The sequence below is a fragment of the Streptomyces sp. TBY4 genome, from assembly GCF_024213195.1.
In the GTDB taxonomy this organism is placed as follows: domain Bacteria; phylum Actinomycetota; class Actinomycetes; order Streptomycetales; family Streptomycetaceae; genus Streptomyces.
Genome location: NZ_JANAVF010000004.1, coordinates 1 through 14,697, shown reverse-complemented (window position 1 = coordinate 14,697; position 14,697 = coordinate 1). Strand labels below are relative to the sequence as shown.

The following is a 14,697-nucleotide window of genomic DNA, read 5'->3' as shown; positions in this document are numbered from 1 at the left end:
CGAGGGGAATCCGACCTTCCTCCGAGTGGCCCACCGTGGCCGACAATGGACCCGTGACCCCCGAAGACTTCGCCGCGCTCCTCACCCCCGAGGGCCACGCCCTCCTCGACTCGCTCCGGGACTACGACCCCGCCCAGGAGCTGGCCGTCGCCACCCGGCTGCGCCGCGAGCACCCGGCCGCACTGGTCTCCGCCGCCCTCGGACAGGCCCGGCTGCGCCAGCGCGCGGTGGCGAAGTTCGGGGCGCAGGACGCCCACCGGATGTACTTCACCCCCGGCGGCGGGGAGATGGCCACCCGCGCCACCGTGGCCGCGTACCGCGCCGAGCGGCTCGCCGCCCTGGGCGTACGCAGCCTCGCGGACCTGTGCTGCGGGATCGGCGGCGACGCCCTCGCCCTGGCCCGGCTCGGCATCCGGGTCCTGGCGGTGGACCGGGACCCGCTGACCGTCGCCGTCGCGCGGGCCAATGCCGCGGCGCTGGGGCTGGCGGACCTGATCGAGGTCCGGGAGGCCGACGTGACGGAGGTCGACACCGCGGGGTACGACGCCGTCTTCATCGATCCGGCCCGCCGGGGCGGGCGCGGCCGGGTCTTCGACCCGGAGTCCTACTCGCCGCCGCTCTCCTGGGCGATCGCCACCGCCCGCTCCGCGAAGATCGCCGCCATCAAGATCGCCCCCGGGATCCCGCACGAGGCGGTGCCCGCCGAGGCCTGCGCCGAGTGGATCTCCGACCAGGGGGACGTGAAGGAGGCCGTCCTGTGGTTCGGGACGGACCCGGGCGAGATCCGCGCCACCCTGCTGCCCGGCCCGCGCGCACTGGCGACCGCCGACCCGCTGCCCGATCCCGAGGCCGGCCCCGTCGGCCGCTACCTCTACGAGCCCGACGGCGCCGTGATCCGGGCCCACCTCGTCGCCGAGGTCGCCGAGCAGCTGGGCGGCCGGCTGATCGACCCGACCATCGCGTACATCACCGCCGACGAGCTGCGCGAGACCCCGTACGCGACCTCGTACGAGATCACCGACGTGCTGCCGTTCGGGCTGAAGAAGCTCAAGGCGCTGCTGCGCGAGCGCGGGGTCGGCATCCTCACCGTGAAGAAGCGCGGCTCCGCGATCGAGCCGGAGGAGCTGCGCAAGAAGGTGAAGCCGCAGGGGCCGAACTCCGCCACGGTGTTCCTGACCCGGGTCGCCGGAGCCCCCTCGATGCTGATCGGGTCGCCGACGGACCGGCCCTGACGGCGCATCACTTCGACACCCCGGTCCGGGTCCACCGGATCGAGGACCGGGCGGTCGCGGTGTACTAGCCGGGCACTACTGCTGTCGACCCCCGCCCCCGAAGACCCGCAGCGCCCACCGGTAGTGCGCGCCCGCCTTGCCGAGGCCCAGCAGGGCGGTGATCCACAGGATCATGCCGAGGCCCATGGTGTACGCGACCTCCCCGTAGGTGTCGGCCCCGGGCCGGGCCGCGGCCGCCGTTCCGAAGGTCACCCAGAGTCCGAGCCCGCCCAGGGCGCAGGAGGCCAGCAGCCAGACCAGGCTGCGCCCGGGGGCCCGTACGGCGGCGTCCACGGGCGGGTCCCGGTCCAGCTCGGCCCAGGCGCAGAGCAGCCGGCGGACCTGCCGGTCCCGCTTGGCGCCCCAGGCGAACCAGAACCCGGCCGGTATCAGCACGCCCACGCCGAGCACGGCGAAGATCAGGCCGAAGAGGTACGCCAGCGGCTCGTGCGTCTCGATGGCCATCAGGGCCATGCCGACGAAGGACCAGCCCAGGGCGAAGACCGCCGAGACGGCCCAGAGGAGCAGGAGCCGGCCGAAGCCCAGACTGCGCCGCCCGAGCTCCCCCAGGAAACGGGCGCGGTCGGCCCGTACGGCGTGCTCGTCGAACCAGGCGCGCAGGTGTGCGGGAGGGGGCGGTGGCGGCAGGTCGCGGCGGGGCATGCGCATGACCATATCCGCACACCCCGGGGGCCGCGGGGCCGCCTGGTGGAGCGTCAGCTCCCGTCGGCCTCCCCGACCTCCACCGACTCGAAGCGCCAGCGGTGCACCGCCCGCGTGATCAAATCGGCCGCCGGCTCCGGAAGTTCGGGCAGTTCGGCGCCGATCCCCTCGGAGGTCTCCCACCAGGTGATGACGAGCACCCGGTCCTGCGGGGCGCTGAACACCTCGCGCCGCACCGGGTCTTGGGCCAGGATCCGCGAACGGGCCCATTCCAACAGCTCGTTGGAGCGCCCGGGCACGGCCCGGGCCTCCCACATCAGCGCGATGGTGCTCACGAGTACAGGTTGTCCTTGCTCAGCTCGTGCACGTGGTCGTGATCGTGCGCGTGGCCGTGGGAATGGCCGTGCGCGTGGCCGTGGGAATCCCCGTGGGAACGGCCGGGAACGTGCGGGTCGGTCACCGGCAGCGAGGAGTCCGCCGACAGGTCCCAGTCCGAGGGGGCCCTGTTCCGCTTGACCATCTCCGCGCCCAGCGCCGCCACCATCGCGCCGTTGTCCGTGCACAGCCCCGGCCGCGGCACCCGCAGGATGATCCCCGCGGCGTCGCACCGCTCCTGGGCCAGCGAGCGCAGCCGGGAGTTGGCGGCGACGCCGCCGCCGATCATCAGGTGGTCGACGCCCTCGTCCTTGCACGCACGGATCGCCTTGCGCGTCAGCACGTCCACCACGGCTTCCTGGAAGGAGGCCGCCACGTCGCGCACCGGCACGTCCTCGCCCGCCTTGCGCTTCGCCTCGATCCAGCGGGCGACCGAGGTCTTGAGCCCGGAGAAGGAGAAGTCGTACGGGGCGTCGCGCGGCCCGGTCAGCCCGCGCGGGAAGGCGATCGCCTTCGGGTCCCCCTCGCGTGCGAGCCGGTCGATGACCGGGCCGCCGGGGAAGCCCAGCTGCAGGACGCGCGCGATCTTGTCGAAGGCCTCGCCCGCCGCGTCGTCGATGGTCGCCCCGAGCGGCCGTACGTCGGAGGTGATGTCGGGGGCCAGCAGCAGCGAGGAGTGCCCGCCGGAGACCAGCAGCGCCATCGTCGGCTCGGGCAGCGGCCCGTGCTCCAGCTGGTCGACGCAGATGTGCGAGGCCAGGTGGTTCACCCCGTACAGCGGCTTGCCCAGCGCGTACGCGTAGGCCTTCGCGGCGGAGACGCCCACCAGCAGGGCCCCCGCGAGGCCGGGGCCGGCGGTGACGGCGATGCCGTCGAGGTCGCGGGCGCTGACCCCGGCCTCCTTCAGGGCGCGCTCGATGGTGGGGACCATCGCCTCCAGGTGCGCGCGGGAGGCCACCTCGGGCACGACCCCGCCGAAGCGGGCGTGCTCGTCGACGCTCGACGCGATGGCGTCCGCGAGCAGCGTGGTGCCGCGGACGACGCCGACGCCGGTCTCGTCGCAGGAGGTCTCGATGCCGAGGACGAGCGGTTCGTCAGCCATGGGTTTCACCTTGTACGGGTTCGTCTGCGGATCCGTCTACGGGTACGGAGCTTGCGGGATCGGAGAGCCGGCGCATCACCAGCGCGTCCACGTTGCCGGGCTGGTAGTAGCCGCGCCGGAAGCCGATGGGCTCGAAGCCGAAGCGGGCGTAGAGCTTCTGGGCCCGCACGTTGTCGACCCGCACCTCCAGCAGCACCTCGGCGCATTCGAAGGCGGTGGCGGCGCGCAGCAGTTCGGTCAGCAGCCGGGCGCCGAGCCCGGTGCCCCACTGGTCGCGGGCCGCGGCGATGGTCTGTACGTCGGCCAGGTCCCCGGCGGCGGCCAGCCCGGCGTAGCCGACCAGCCGGCCAGCCTCCTCCGCGACGACGTAGCGGCGGGTGGCGGCGGGTCCGCGGGCGTGGGCGAGCTCGGACCAGAACATCCCGGCGGACCAGGCGTCCTCGGGGAACAGTTCGTGCTCCAGTTCCAGCACCGGCTCGATGTCCCACCAGCGCATCTCGCGCAGGACGACGGCTGAGGTGGCTGTCACTGCGGGGTGACCACCTTGTAGTTCTTGGGCACCTCGGCGTCGGGCCGGCGCAGGTAGAGCGGGGCCGGGGGCAGGCCCCCGGCGTTCTCGAAGGGCTCCCCGGCCGCCAGCCGGTGCGCGGCCAGGGCGGCCAGCGCGCCGGCGCTCTGGTGCTCGGGGTCCCGGGCGTCGGTGAAGACATCGGGGTACAGCCGCGCGCCCTGCCCGACGGCGGGCAGTCCGGCGACGCGCTCGGCGATGTCGGCCGGCCGGTCCACCGCGGGCTCGCCGGTCCGGGTGAGGGGGTCCTCGTAGCGCGCCCAGTAGACCTCCTTGCGCCGGGCGTCGGTGGCCACGACGAAGGGGCCCTCGATCCCGGCCGCGCCGGCCGCGTAGGCCAGGCCGTCGAGGGTGCACAGCCCGTGGACGGGCACGCCGAGGACGGAGGCGAAGGTGGAGGCGGTCACGAGGCCGACGCGCAGTCCCGTGTAGGGGCCGGGGCCGGTGCCGACGACGATGCCGGTGACGGCTTCGAGCTTCACCCCCGCCTCGGCCAGGACCTTGTCCACGGAGGGCAGCAGGAGCTCCCCGTGGCGGCGGGCGTCGACCTGGTTCGACTCGGCGAGGACGGACTCGCCGTCGTGCAGGGCGACGGTGACGGCGGGCGTGGCGGTATCTACAGCGAGCAAGAGCACGCGAACAGCCTACGACTCCGGGGCCCCCGGCCCTTGCGGCCGGTCTGCGGGCGGCCCGGCTGCTACCTTCGGACCAGGTGTCAGGGTTCGATCGTCCGTCTGAGCCCGACCGGCCCTGACGGACCATGCGGAGAGGTGGAGCAAGGTGGCACGCAGCAGCTCGGGAATCGTGGCCGGGCTCACCGTCGGGGCGCTCGCCGTCGTCGGTTTCCTCGGCTACCAGGCCTCCGCCTCCGCTCCCGCGCTCCCCCCGAAGGCCGTCGCGCAGAGCCCGGCACCCGCCGCGAGCGATGCCGGGACCGGCAAGACGGACCCGGCGAAGCCGGTGGCCCTGCCGGCCGGCTCCGGCACCGGGGTGCGCGTCGTCTACTCGCTGAGCGCCAAGCGCGTCTGGCTGGTGGGACCCACCGGGGAGCCGAAGTCCTTCGCGGTCGTGCCGAGCACGGTGCATCCGGCGCCGGGCACGTACACGGTGGGCGGCCGCACGGGCGCGGTGACCGGTTCGGACGGGGTGCCGATCGAGCACGTCGTCCGCTTCGCCAGTCCGCAGGGGGTCACGGTCGGCTTCAGCGCCCGGGTGGACAACACCCTCCCGGCGCCCGATCCGGCCAAGAAGACCGGCGGTGTCCGCATGCTGCGCGCCGACGGGGACGCGATGTGGGCCTTCGCGACGATCGGCTCGAAGGTCGTCGTCGTTCCCTGAACCGGCGCGACACTCCAAGTTCACTCGTACGGGGAACCGCCGTCGGCGCGGCCGGTCCCTCTCCAGCCCTTCAGGCCGCTTCGGACTCCGGGGCGGCCTGTTCGCCGTCCTGCGCCCCGTCCCGTACGGGATCGGGCTCCGGCGCGTGTTCCCGTACCGGCGGCGTCGACACGGCGGTGGCGGCGGCGCCCGCGGCGAGCAGCGCCCCCATGGACACGGCGGACGGGCGGGGGGTGCCCGCTGCTCCTCTTGCCGACATGGCTGCCTCCTGGCCGGGGCCAGCCCGTACTTAGGTACGCCTAACCAGCCCTCCGTACCATGTGACCACGCGCCCCACCGCCCGCGCAATATCTTCCCGACGACTTGTCGGAACGTTTATGGCCGCGCCGCGCTACGCCTGCTCCGCCGACAGGACTCCCGCGAGGCTCTCCAGACCCGCCCCGGCCGACCAGCGCGCACCGATGCCGCGGACCACGACCTCGCGCACGTCGTCGAGGACCTCCTCGTGGCCCACCGCCCGGCGGATCACCACGTGCAGCCGGTCGTCGGACAGCTCCTCGACCTTGCCGTCGCCCCACTCCACGACCACCACGGACTCGGGCAGCGAGACGTCGAGGTCCAGGTCCTCCATCTCGTCCAGCCCGCCGCCCAGCCGGTACGCGTCCACGTGCACCAGCGCCGGACCGCCGGTCAGCGGCGGGTGGACCCGGGCGATCACGAAGGTCGGCGAGGTCACGGCCCCGCGCACGCCCAGGCCCTCGCCGAGGCCGCGGGTCAGGGTGGTCTTCCCGGCGCCGAGCTCCCCGGTCAGCAGGACGAGGTCGCCGGGGCGCAGCAGCCCGGCGATCCGGCGCCCGAGGTCCTGCATGGCGTCGGGCGAGCCGACGGTGACGTGCGTTTCCGAGTCAGGTACTTCTTCCATGCCCGCCAACGTTAGCCGCTGCGGGCACCGTCCCGGTGCGCGCGAGCAGCTCGGTCAGCAGCCGGGTCACGGTGTCCGGCTGCTCCAGCATCATCAGGTGCCCGGCGCTCTCCAGGACGACCAGCTCGGCGGCGGGCAGCGCTTCTTTGATGGTCCGGCTGTGGTCGGGCGGGGTGACCCTGTCGCGGTCCCCGGCGATGACGGTGACGGGGATGTCCGCGAACCGCTGGAGTGCCTCCGTCTTGTCGTGCGTCTGGAAGGCCGGGTAGAACTCGGCGACCACGTCGATGGGGGTGGACTCGATGAGCCGCTCGGCGAAGCGGGCGACGGCGGGATCGACCTCGCGCGAGGCGAAGGAGTACGCCCTGACCATCCCCGCGAACAGGTCGGCGGTGGCCCGGCGGCCCTTCTCCACCAGCTCCACCTGCGAGCCGAGCGCCTTGAGCACCCCGGGCAGCAGCCGCCGCACCGTGCTGAAGCCCAGGGCGGGCAGCCCGTACGTGACCTCGTCCAGCCGGCCGCTGGAGGTGCCGACCAGTGCCACACCGGCCACCCGGTCCCGGACGAGGCCGGGGAACTCCTGGGCCAGTCCCATGATGGTCATTCCGCCCATCGAGTGACCGACCAGGATCAGCGGGCCTTCGGGGGCGGCTGCTTCGATGACGGCCTTCAGATCCCTGCCGAGCTGTTCGAAGGTGACCGGCCCGCCGTCGGCCTGGGACAGGCCGCGCCCGCTGCGGCCGTGGCTGCGCTGGTCCCAGTAGACGGCGCGGACCACTCCGCGCAGGGCCGCGCGCTGGAAGTGCCAGGAGTCCTGGGCGAGGCAGTAGCCGTGACAGAACACCACGGTCGGCCGGACCGGGGCCTTGCGGCGCAGCCGGCGCAGCTTGCCGTCCTCGGGCAGCTCGTCCACCTCGTAGTAGAGCGCGGTGCCGTCCTCGGCCCACGCGGTACCGGGGGCTCCGCGCAGGGATCCGTAGTCCGCGGTCGCGTCGAGGGCGAGGCGCGCCCTCATGCGCATGCTCCGGTCGACGGTGATCCGTTCGACCGCGACCCCGGCCGCGGCGCCGGCGGCTATCACGCCGATGGCGGCGCCCGCCCAACCCGCCTTACGCCAGTTCTCGCCCACGCCGCCCGCCCCTCACTCAGCTGTTGAGGTACACCCGGGGAACCCGGCCCCCGATACGGGTGACGATCTCATAGGCGATCGTGTACGCCGCTTGAGCCCAGTCCTCGGCGGTGGGCTCGCCGCGCTCCGCGTCCCCGAAGAGGACGGCCTCGTCGCCGACGCGGGCCTCGTCCCCCTCCAGGTCGACCACGAACTGGTCCATGGCGACGCGCCCGGCGACGGTACGGACCCGGCCGCCGACGAGCACCGGGCCGCGCCCGGACGCCTGCCGCGGGACTCCGTCGGCGTAGCCCGCCGGGATCAGCGCGAGGCTGGTCTCGTGGTCGGTGACGTAGTGGTGCCCGTAGCTGACCCCGTGCCCGGCCGGCACGGTCTTGACCAGCGCGACGGAGGCCTTGAGCGCCATCGCGGGCCGCAGGCCCAGCTGGGCGGGGGTGCCGAGCTCGGGCGCGGGCGAGACCCCGTAGACGGCCAGGCCGCAGCGGACGAGGTCGAAGTGGGACTCGGGGAGGGTGAGGGTGGCCGGCGAGTTGGCGATGTGCCGGACCTCGGGCTCGACGCCCTCCTTCTCGGCGTACGCGAGCATGTCGCGGAAGGCGGACAGCTGGAGCTGGATGGACGGGTGTCCGGGCTCGTCGGCGCAGGCGAAGTGCGACCAGACGCCGGTGACGCGGACGGTCCCCTCGGACTGGGCGGCGACGGCCGCGGTGACCAGGGCCTCCCAGTCGGCGGGCTGGCAGCCGTTGCGGCCGAGGCCGGTGTCGGCCTTGAGCTGGATCCTGGCCGTCCGGCCGGCGGCGCGGGCAGCCGCCCGTACCTCGTCGAGGGCCCACATCGCGCTGACGGACACGTCGATACCGGCCTCCACGGCCTCCCGCCAGGGCCCGCCGGGGGTCCACAGCCAGCACAGGATCGGCCCTTCGAGCCCGGCGGCGCGCAGCGCGAGCGCCTCCTCGGGCGTGGCGGTCCCGAGCCAGCCCGCACCGGCCTCCTGCGCGGCCCTGGCGCAGGCCACGGCCCCGTGCCCGTAGGCGTCCGCCTTGACGACGGCCATCAGGGCGGAGCGGGGCGCCCGCTCGCGCAGGGCCCGTACGTTCGCCCGGACGGCGTCAAGATCGATCTCGGCGTACACGCGCGCGGCTGTCTCGTTCATCCCCCACAGTCTCTCAGAGCCCCACCCACCGGGCCGAACAGGCGGGGCCCGGCCGAATCCAGCCCCGCCGGCGTTTGAGGCGCAGGGGTCCGGGGGCGGCGCCCCCGGCAACGGCGCCGCGCCCAGTCCCGCCTAGCGGCGCCCCACCTCCCGCCACGCCGACGGCAGCGCCTTCGCCACCTGGTGGGCCAGCAGCGGGCCCCCCGTGAGGCGGGCCGCCAGGCCGTGCAGGTACGCCGCCACCGATCCGGCGTCCACGGCCGGAAGGCCAGCCGCCAGCAGGGACCCGGCCACCCCGGCCAGCACGTCCCCGCTCCCGGCGGTGGCCAGCCAGGGGGTCCCGGTCGGGTTCACCCGGACGGGTCCGGGCCCGGCCGGGGCGACCAGGGTCGTCGACCCCTTGAGCAGCGCCACCGCCCCGTACCGCTCGGAGAGTCCCGCCGCGGCCGCCAGCCGCCCCGCCTCGACCGTCTCCCGCGCGAGCCCCAGCAGCGCCGCCGCCTCCCCCGCGTGCGGGGTCAGCAGGGTCGGGGCCGACCGGGCCCGCAGCCCGGCGGGGTCCAGCCCGCGCAGCCCGTCCGCGTCCACCAGGACCGGTACCGGCTGCGACAGCGCCTCCCGCACCTCCGGGCCGCCCTCGTCGCCCAGCCCGGGCCCGACCACCCACGCCTGCACCCGGCCGGTCCCGATCAGGGTCTCCGGGTACCGGGCCAGTACGGCGTCCGCCACCGCCGGCGGCCCCACGTAGCGCACCGCGCCCGCGCCGCCCCGCAGCGCCCCCGCCACCGCGAGCACCGCCGCGCCGGGGTACCGCGCGGAGCCGGCCACGATCCCGACGACGCCCCGCCGGTACTTGTCGCTCGACGCCGTCGGCTCCGGCAGCAGCCCCGCCACGTCGGCGTGCTGCAGGGCCTCCAGTTCCGGGGGCCCGAAGGCCAGCCCGATGTCCACCAGGTGCACCACACCCGCCCGCGAGGCCCCGGGGTCGATCAGCAGCCCCGGCTTGTACGCCCCGAAGGTCACCGTCACGTCGGCCGCCACGGCCGCTCCGGCCACCTCCCCGGTGTCCGCGTCCACCCCGCTCGGCAGGTCCACCGCGACCACCACCGCGCCCGCCGGGATCCGCTCCACCAGGGCGGCCGCGGCCGGCCGCAGCGGGCCCCGGCCGCCGATGCCGACCAGCCCGTCCAGCACCAGGTCGGCCCGCTCGGGCACGGCCCCGGCGAGCCGTCCGCCGGCGGCCCGCAGCGCCGCCAGCCCGCCCGCGTGCACCCGGTCCGGATCCATGGCGACGGCCGTCACCCCGGCCCCGCGCCGGGCCAGCTTCGCGCCCGCGTAGAGGGTGTCGCCGCCGTTGTCCCCCGGGCCGACCAGGAGCACCACGCGGGCCCCGTACGCGCGGGGCAGCAGCCGGATGCAGACGGCGGCCAGTCCGCCCGCCGCCCTCCGCATCAGGGTGCCTTCGGGCAGCCGGGCCATCAGCTCGCGCTCGGCGGCCCGTACGGTCTCCACGCTGTAAGCAGTACGCATGCCACCAGCCTGCCCGAAGGGGACCCCCACCCCTCGGCTATCCCTCCGCGATCACCACGGCGGAGGCGATGCCCGCGTCGTGGCTCAGGGAGATGTGCCAGGACTTCACGCCCAGCTCCTTCGCCCGTGCCTCGACCGTCCCCGACACGCGCAGCCGCGGCTGCCCGCTGGCCTCGACGTACACCTCGGCGTCGGTCCACAGCAGCCCGGCGGGGGCGCCGAGCGCCTTGGCGAGCGCCTCCTTGGCGGCGAACCGGGCGGCGAGCGAGGCGGTACCGCGCCTCCCGCCGCCCGGCAGGGTCAACTCGGCGTCGACGAACAGCCGCTGCGCCAGGTTCGGCGTCCGCTCCAGCGCGGCGCCGAACCGCTCGATCTCGGCAACATCGATCCCCACACCGATAATCACAACTACAAACTCGCTTCGCTCACTCCACGGTCACCGACTTGGCGAGGTTACGCGGCTGGTCCACCTCGTTGCCGCGCGCCGTCGCCAGCTCGCACGCGAACACCTGCAGCGGCACCGTGGCCACGAGCGGCTGGAGCAGGGTCGGGGTGGCCGGGATGCGGATGAGGTGGTCGGCGTACGGGACCACCGCCTCGTCCCCCTCCTCGGCGATCACGATGGTCCGCGCCCCGCGCGCCCGGATCTCCTGGATGTTGGACACGATCTTGTCGTGCAGCACCGAGCGCCCGCGCGGCGACGGTACGACGACCACGACCGGCAGGTCCTTCTCGATGAGCGCGATCGGCCCGTGCTTGAGCTCGCCCGCCGCGAAGCCCTCGGCGTGCATGTACGCCAGCTCCTTGAGCTTGAGCGCGCCCTCCAGCGCCACCGGGTAGCCGACGTGCCGTCCCAGGAACAGCACGGTGTTCTTGTCGGCGAGCGACCGCGCCAGCTCCCGTACCGGCTCCATCGTCTCCAGTACGGTGTCCACCGCCGCGGCGATGTCCGACAACTCCCGGATCACGGACCGGATCTCGTCGCCCCACTTCGTGCCCCGGACCTGCCCGAGGTAGAGGGCGACCAGGTAGCAGGCCACGAGCTGGGTCAGGAACGCCTTCGTCGAGGCGACGGCCACCTCGGGTCCGGCGTGCGTGTACAGCACGGCGTCCGATTCCCGCGGGATCGTCGAGCCGTTGGTGTTGCAGATGGCCAGCACCTTGGCGCCCTGCTCGCGGGCGTGCCGCAGCGCCATCAGGGTGTCCATCGTCTCGCCGGACTGCGAGATCGCGATCACCAGCGTCCGCTGGTCCAGGATCGGGTCGCGGTAGCGGAACTCGCTGGCCAGCTCCGTCTCGCACGGGATGCGCGTCCAGTGCTCAATGGCCAGCTTCGCGATCATCCCCGCGTGGTACGCGGTACCGCACGCCACGATCACGACCTTGTCGACCTCGCGCAGCACCGAGTCGGGGATGCGCACCTCGTCGAGGGTCAGCAGGCCGTTCGCGTCGATCCGGCCGAGGAGGGTGTCGGCCACGGCCTTCGGCTGCTCGGCGATCTCCTTGAGCATGAAGTAGTCGTAGCCCCCCTTCTCGGCCGCCGAGGCGTCCCAGTCCACGTGGTACGCCCGCACGTTCGCGGCCGTACCGTCGAAGTTGGTCACCGTGACCCCGTCGCGGCGCAGCTCCACGACCTGGTCCTGCCCCAGCTCGATCGCGGACCGGGTGTGCGCGATGAAGGCGGCCACGTCGGAGGCGAGGAAGTTCTCGCCCTCCCCGACGCCCACCACGAGCGGCGAGTTCCGGCGCGCGCCGACCACCACGTCCGGCTGGTCCGCGTGCACGGCGACCAGCGTGAAGGCCCCGTCGAGCCGCCGGCACACCTGCCGCATCGCCTCCGCCAGGTCCCCGCCCGCGGCCTCGAACCGCTCGGCCAGCAGGTGCGCCACGACCTCGGTGTCCGTCTCGGACTCCAGCCGGTGGCCGCGCCCGGCCAGCTCGGCCCGCAGCGCGGCGAAGTTCTCGATGATCCCGTTGTGCACGACGGCCACGCGCCCCGAGTTGTCGAGGTGCGGATGGGCGTTGACGTCGGTGGGACCCCCGTGGGTCGCCCACCGGGTGTGTCCCAGCCCCGTGGAACCGGCCGGCAGCGGGTGCCCGACCAGCTCCTTCTCCAGATTGACCAGCTTGCCGGCCTTCTTGACGGCGGCCAGTTCCCCGTCGGCGAGCACGGCGACACCCGCCGAGTCGTAGCCGCGGTACTCCAGCCGCTTGAGCCCGGCAATGACCACATCGAGCGCCGACTGCGCTCCCACGTAACCCACGATTCCGCACATAAGCCGCAGGGTACGCCGTAGTTGGCTCCGCGCCCGGTACCTGAACCGGACGAAAAAACCGCCCCGGCGTGGACGCCGGGGCGGAGGTGACGCGTGGGCGAGGAGCCGTCAGCCGAGCTTCTTGAGCTGCGCCGCGACGAGGGCCGTCGGCTGCTCGGCCGTACCGGCCAGGCTGACGGCGGAGAAGGTGGCGAGGGTGTTGCCCTGGCGCACGACCACGAGCTGCGTCGTGAACGGCGAGCCGTCGGCGTCGCCCACGACCGTGTAGGCGAGCGCCTCGTCCCCACCGGTGACGGGGGTGCCGGCGGCGACCTTGGTGACCTTGCCGGTCTCGCCGGCCTGGGTCGCCGCGTAACCGGCGGCGCACGCCGCGCCCGCGCTCTTGAGCGAGGCGAAGGCCTCCGCCGCGCCCGTGCCCCCGAACGATTCCAGGGTGATGGCGGTGGCGGTCGAGCCGAGGGCCTCCATCGCGGCCTTCGCCTTCTCCTCGGGGCTCGCGCCCGCGGCCGCCTCCTTCGGCTTGGCCACGGCCTTGACCCGCGCGGTGCCGGTGCCGGCGCCCTGCGCGGCCATGGACTGGGCCTTGACCAGCGGAAGGCACGCGGGCTTGTCGCTGGTGGCCCCGGCGCCGGCCTGGGCCTCCTCCGGGGTGGAGCCCTTGAGGACGTGGTCCGGCAGGTCCGCCTGGGCCACGATCAGGCCGCCGAGCTCGGCGTCCGTCTTCGCCTTCGCCGCGGCCGCCGCCGGAGCGGATGCGGATGCGGACGGCTTGGTGTCGCCCTTCGCGTCGGTCGTGCCCGAGTCGCCGCACGCCGTGGCGAGCAGCGCCAGGGACAGGGCCGAGGCGGACAGGACGGTACGGCGGACGAGTGCGGTGCGCACGATGGTTCCCCCCACGGGACGATCAGCGAATGGGCAGCACACGACTGCGCCCCGAAAGCGGGGCGCGGTCCGGACTGCGGTGATCACCACCGTACGGGGACGCCGTCGCGGCCGCCGACCCATTACCCACGCGCCCGCGCATCGTGACCCCGCCGATACCGCAGATCCCTCCGATCGAGATCCGCCCCCGTACAACCCACCCACCCCGGGCCATAAGACCCGCACTCCACGTGACCGACCACACCACCCACGGCGGCCCGTCACCCGTGACAATGGCCCTGTGATCTCTTCGCCGCCACGAAGCACGCCGGACCGCGCAACGGAGCGCCCCGACGGATCGGAGCCCCCCACGCCGGCCCAGCAGCCCGAGCAGCCCCCGCAGCCCGAGCACCCCGAACACGCAGCGCACCCCACGCGCCGCCGGGGCCACGAGGCCTCCCCCTACGTCGACCTGACCAGGGCCGAGTGGAGCGCCCTGCGCGAGCGCACCCCGCTCCCGCTGACGGCCGACGAGGTCGAGCGGCTTCGCGGACTGGGCGATGTCATCGACCTCGACGAGGTCCGCGACGTCTACCTGCCGCTCTCCCGCCTGCTGAACCTGTACGTCGGCGCCACCAGCAACCTGCGCGGCACCCTCAACACCTTCCTCGGCGACGCGGGCAACGGCCACGGTGCCCAGCAGGGCACCCCCTTCGTCATAGGGGTCGCCGGCTCCGTGGCCGTGGGCAAGTCCACCGTGGCCCGTCTCCTCCAGGCCCTCCTGGCCCGCTGGCCGGAGCACCCGCGCGTGGAGCTGGTCACCACCGACGGCTTCCTCTACCCGATGAAGGAGCTGGAGCGGCGCGGCCTGACCGCCCGCAAGGGCTTCCCCGAGTCCTACGACCGCCGCGCGCTGACCCGCTTCGTCGCCGACATCAAGGCGGGCAAGGACGAGGTCACGGCCCCCGTCTACTCCCACCTGATCTACGACATCGTCCCCGACGAGCGGCTCGTCGTGCGCCGGCCCGACATCCTGATCGTCGAGGGGCTCAACGTCCTCCAGCCGGCCATGCCCGGCAAGGACGGCCGCACCCGGGTGGGCCTCGCCGACTACTTCGACTTCAGCGTGTACGTGGACGCCCGCCCCGAGGACATCGAGCGCTGGTACCTCAACCGGTTCCGCAAGCTGCGCGAGACGGCGTTCCAGAACCCCTTCTCCTACTTCCGCAAGTACACCCAGGTCTCCGAGGAGGAGGCGCTGGAGTACGCGCAGACGATGTGGCGGACCATCAACAAGCCCAACCTGCTGGAGAACGTGGCCCCGACCCGCGGCCGCGCCACCCTCGTCGTCCGCAAGGGCCCGGACCACAAGGTGCAGAAGCTGAGTCTGCGCAAGCTCTGAGCGCCACCGGGGACCACAGCCCTGCGGCGGCTAGACGAGTCATTCCGAATGCTGACGATGTGTTCGGGAACGCAGACAGGGCGTCCAAGATCGTTGTGTGACGAACA

Annotated in this window: 16 protein-coding genes; 3 read left to right on the top strand and 13 right to left on the bottom strand. The window is 73.9% G+C overall.

The features are described from left to right. Positions 1–53 precede the first annotated feature (53 nt). The gene (locus NLX94_RS10805) at positions 54–1,232 is read left to right on the top strand and encodes a methyltransferase domain-containing protein (protein WP_254382443.1); all 1,179 of its coding nucleotides are present in this window, start codon (positions 54–56) and stop codon (positions 1,230–1,232) included. Between the two features lie 75 nt (positions 1,233–1,307). Here NLX94_RS10805 and NLX94_RS10800 read toward each other — a convergent pair whose 3' ends face one another. Genes NLX94_RS10800 through tsaB form a run of 5 tightly spaced genes read right to left on the bottom strand, consistent with a single transcriptional unit; the run spans position 1,308 to position 4,614 of the window. Continuing rightward, on the bottom strand, positions 1,308–1,934 hold the full coding sequence (locus NLX94_RS10800; protein WP_254382442.1) for a hypothetical protein: 627 nt from the start codon (positions 1,932–1,934) through the stop codon (positions 1,308–1,310). 53 nt (positions 1,935–1,987) lie between these two features. After that, the gene (locus NLX94_RS10795) at positions 1,988–2,269 is read right to left on the bottom strand and encodes a hypothetical protein (RefSeq protein ID WP_254382441.1); all 282 of its coding nucleotides are present in this window, start codon (positions 2,267–2,269) and stop codon (positions 1,988–1,990) included. Then, positions 2,266–3,411 (bottom strand): tRNA (adenosine(37)-N6)-threonylcarbamoyltransferase complex transferase subunit TsaD, encoded by a 1,146-nt coding sequence (gene tsaD, locus NLX94_RS10790; RefSeq protein WP_254382440.1) that lies wholly within the window; start codon positions 3,409–3,411, stop codon positions 2,266–2,268. The genes NLX94_RS10795 and tsaD overlap by 4 nt, the downstream gene beginning before the upstream one ends. After that, positions 3,404–3,907, bottom strand: a complete 504-nt coding sequence (gene rimI / locus NLX94_RS10785; RefSeq protein ID WP_302169262.1) for a ribosomal protein S18-alanine N-acetyltransferase — start codon at positions 3,905–3,907, stop codon at positions 3,404–3,406. The genes tsaD and rimI overlap by 8 nt, the downstream gene beginning before the upstream one ends. A 29-nt stretch (positions 3,908–3,936) precedes the next feature. Continuing rightward, complete coding sequence (gene tsaB, locus NLX94_RS10780) at positions 3,937–4,614, bottom strand: tRNA (adenosine(37)-N6)-threonylcarbamoyltransferase complex dimerization subunit type 1 TsaB (RefSeq protein WP_254382438.1); 678 nt, start codon at positions 4,612–4,614, stop codon at positions 3,937–3,939. A 145-nt stretch (positions 4,615–4,759) separates the two neighbouring features. Between tsaB and NLX94_RS10775 the strand changes: the two genes are divergently transcribed. After that, positions 4,760–5,317, top strand: a complete 558-nt coding sequence (locus tag NLX94_RS10775) for a hypothetical protein (protein ID WP_254382437.1) — start codon at positions 4,760–4,762, stop codon at positions 5,315–5,317. A gap of 70 nt (positions 5,318–5,387) precedes the next feature. Here NLX94_RS10775 and NLX94_RS10770 read toward each other — a convergent pair whose 3' ends face one another. The 8 genes from NLX94_RS10770 to NLX94_RS10735 all read right to left on the bottom strand — a co-directional run bounded on the left by NLX94_RS10770 (position 5,388) and on the right by NLX94_RS10735 (position 13,209). Further along, positions 5,388–5,576, bottom strand: a complete 189-nt coding sequence (locus NLX94_RS10770; protein ID WP_254382436.1) for a hypothetical protein — start codon at positions 5,574–5,576, stop codon at positions 5,388–5,390. Between the two features lie 132 nt (positions 5,577–5,708). Continuing rightward, positions 5,709–6,239, bottom strand: coding sequence for a tRNA (adenosine(37)-N6)-threonylcarbamoyltransferase complex ATPase subunit type 1 TsaE (gene tsaE / locus NLX94_RS10765; RefSeq protein ID WP_254382435.1), 531 nt, complete (start codon positions 6,237–6,239; stop codon positions 5,709–5,711). Then, positions 6,223–7,368 carry an alpha/beta fold hydrolase gene (locus tag NLX94_RS10760; protein WP_254382434.1) on the bottom strand — a complete coding sequence of 382 codons (1,146 nt, stop codon included), beginning with the start codon at positions 7,366–7,368 and terminating at the stop codon, positions 6,223–6,225. The genes tsaE and NLX94_RS10760 overlap by 17 nt, the downstream gene beginning before the upstream one ends. 16 nt (positions 7,369–7,384) lie before the next feature. Beyond that, complete coding sequence (gene alr / locus NLX94_RS10755) at positions 7,385–8,521, bottom strand: alanine racemase (RefSeq protein WP_254382433.1); 1,137 nt, start codon at positions 8,519–8,521, stop codon at positions 7,385–7,387. A 132-nt stretch (positions 8,522–8,653) separates the two neighbouring features. After that, positions 8,654–10,051, bottom strand: a complete 1,398-nt coding sequence (locus NLX94_RS10750; protein WP_254382432.1) for an NAD(P)H-hydrate dehydratase — start codon at positions 10,049–10,051, stop codon at positions 8,654–8,656. 37 nt (positions 10,052–10,088) lie between these two features. Beyond that, positions 10,089–10,457, bottom strand: a complete 369-nt coding sequence (locus NLX94_RS10745; protein ID WP_254382431.1) for a holo-ACP synthase — start codon at positions 10,455–10,457, stop codon at positions 10,089–10,091. A gap of 19 nt (positions 10,458–10,476) precedes the next feature. Then, complete coding sequence (glmS, locus tag NLX94_RS10740; protein WP_254382430.1) at positions 10,477–12,327, bottom strand: glutamine--fructose-6-phosphate transaminase (isomerizing); 1,851 nt, start codon at positions 12,325–12,327, stop codon at positions 10,477–10,479. 108 nt (positions 12,328–12,435) lie between these two features. Further along, a complete protein-coding gene (locus tag NLX94_RS10735; protein ID WP_254382429.1) occupies positions 12,436–13,209 on the bottom strand; it encodes a hypothetical protein in 774 nt (257 codons plus the stop codon). A gap of 280 nt (positions 13,210–13,489) precedes the next feature. On the opposite strand from NLX94_RS10735, the gene coaA reads away from it, so the two are divergent. Continuing rightward, positions 13,490–14,590, top strand: coding sequence for a type I pantothenate kinase (coaA, locus tag NLX94_RS10730; RefSeq protein WP_308402409.1), 1,101 nt, complete (start codon positions 13,490–13,492; stop codon positions 14,588–14,590). Positions 14,591–14,697: the final 107 nt, after the last annotated feature.

Excerpts from the sequence above, each read along its gene's own strand:
- tsaD (WP_254382440.1), bottom strand. The coding sequence starts at position 3,411 with ATGGCTGACGAACCGCTCGTCCTCGGCATCGAGACCTCCTGCGACGAG.
- NLX94_RS10770 (WP_254382436.1), bottom strand. The coding sequence starts at position 5,576 with ATGTCGGCAAGAGGAGCAGCGGGCACCCCCCGCCCGTCCGCCGTGTCC.
- NLX94_RS10800 (WP_254382442.1), bottom strand. The coding sequence starts at position 1,934 with ATGCCCCGCCGCGACCTGCCGCCACCGCCCCCTCCCGCACACCTGCGC.
- glmS (WP_254382430.1), bottom strand. The coding sequence starts at position 12,327 with ATGTGCGGAATCGTGGGTTACGTGGGAGCGCAGTCGGCGCTCGATGTG.
- tsaE (WP_254382435.1), bottom strand. The coding sequence starts at position 6,239 with ATGGAAGAAGTACCTGACTCGGAAACGCACGTCACCGTCGGCTCGCCC.
- alr (WP_254382433.1), bottom strand. The coding sequence starts at position 8,521 with ATGAACGAGACAGCCGCGCGCGTGTACGCCGAGATCGATCTTGACGCC.
- NLX94_RS10750 (WP_254382432.1), bottom strand. The coding sequence starts at position 10,051 with ATGCGTACTGCTTACAGCGTGGAGACCGTACGGGCCGCCGAGCGCGAG.
- rimI (WP_302169262.1), bottom strand. The coding sequence starts at position 3,907 with ATGCGCTGGTGGGACATCGAGCCGGTGCTGGAACTGGAGCACGAACTG.